The organism is Canicola haemoglobinophilus (genome assembly GCF_002015075.1).
Taxonomy (GTDB): domain Bacteria; phylum Pseudomonadota; class Gammaproteobacteria; order Enterobacterales; family Pasteurellaceae; genus Canicola; species Canicola haemoglobinophilus.
Map to the genome: position 1 here is coordinate 1 of NZ_MUXZ01000060.1, position 1,491 is coordinate 1,491.

Here is a 1,491-nt window from a genome sequence, read left to right on the forward strand (position 1 = left end):
GGCAATCCTAATAAACCTAAATCAGCTAATTCATACACTGAATAATGTGTTTTTAAGCTAACCTGTTCCATAAATGTTCCTTTTTATAACTTTTATGGTTAAAATTAGTATTTATTGTGCAATGTTGGTCGTCTATTACGTTCCGCAAATCGCCCAGCCCAGATGATTTCTGGTGGAACACCTATCGCATTTGCGATAAGTCGTTCCATTTTGGGATAAGGTTTATCTAAAACGCTTTTTAAGGTGTTGTAGCTAACCTTTCCTTCATTAGCTAAAGATCGTAGTGACCAACCTTTTTTTCTAAGCTCCGCTAGAATGTCTGCTCTATGCCAGTCCTGTTCTGCGGTTTTTTTTGAATTTTCTAATACACTCATTTAATACACCTTTTTTTGCTGTACCTGATGTGATGTATATTAACTGTAATAGTTTAATTTATCTAAATTTTATACCGATTTTTGAGTTTATTTAATCAAATTAATAACTTAAATTAAACTATTACGGGTAATTCTTTTTTAATTATTTCGTAATAGATAGTTTTTGTTAACTATTACGGAAAAGGAGCTAACCAATATGAGTAAAGAAGACAATTTCCCTGAGAGAATTGATTTTGTAATAAATAAATTGAATGGACCGAGTGAATTTGCTCGGCAAACAGGTGTAACTTTATCCACGATAGCAAGGTGGCGAAAGGGTGAAGCTGAACCATCTAGACCTAATTTAGTAAGAATTGCTGAAGCTACTGGAGTAAGTATTCAATGGCTTGCAACAGGTGAAGAAGAGCCTAAAAAAACTATCGAAAGATCAGTAGAGAGGGTAAAGGCTTTAACAGAAGAAGCAGTAACAATGATTGCCAGTTACAGTAGCATCAACGTTTCTGCAGGCTTTGGCAGCTTTAACGAAGGAGTAACCAAGCCAGACGGGCAAGAGCCTTACTTTGACAGCCTATTACAAAGCCTGCGAGTAAACCCTGAGAATTGCGCGGTATTTTGGGCGAACGGCGATTCAATGTATCCAACGATTGATGATGGCGACCAACTGCTTGTAGATTTAAGCAAAAATGAAATGAAAGGAAGCGATAAGATTTACCTAGTACAAAACGGTGAGAGCGTATGGGTTAAGCGAGTTAAAATGAAATGGGATGGTATAGACCTTATTAGTGATAACAAAGAAGAATACCCACCAATCGCTATATCTGGCGAAGATGCCCAGAACCTACAAATTATTGGGCAAGTAGTGCATATCGGCAAAAGCCTTGTTTAAAGAGCGTTTGAACGGGTTTTACAGCCCGTTTAAATTTCTTAGTTTTGCCGAACCATTTTGAAATTTCCGCCCAATTCATTATTTTTTCTTAGTTTTACTTTTCTTGCTAATAAAAAAGGGGCAATACATCGCAAAGCCCCTGTTTTCAATATTCCGACCACTTAATTTCATTTATTTCAACCAAATCCCTATTTGTTTTTTTATTTTCTTGGTTTTTATGGTTGGGTACAT

General features: G+C 36.2%; 2 protein-coding genes. One reads left to right on the forward strand and one right to left on the reverse strand.

The features are described 5' to 3' along the window. Positions 1–104 precede the first annotated feature (104 nt). A complete protein-coding gene (locus tag B0186_RS11035) occupies positions 105–374 on the reverse strand; it encodes a helix-turn-helix domain-containing protein (RefSeq protein ID WP_078219481.1) in 270 nt (89 codons plus the stop codon). A gap of 196 nt (positions 375–570) precedes the next feature. On the opposite strand from B0186_RS11035, the gene B0186_RS11040 reads away from it, so the two are divergent. Continuing rightward, entirely contained in the window at positions 571–1,260 is a 690-nt protein-coding gene (locus tag B0186_RS11040; RefSeq protein ID WP_078219483.1) for an XRE family transcriptional regulator, read from the forward strand. Positions 1,261–1,491 lie beyond the last annotated feature (231 nt).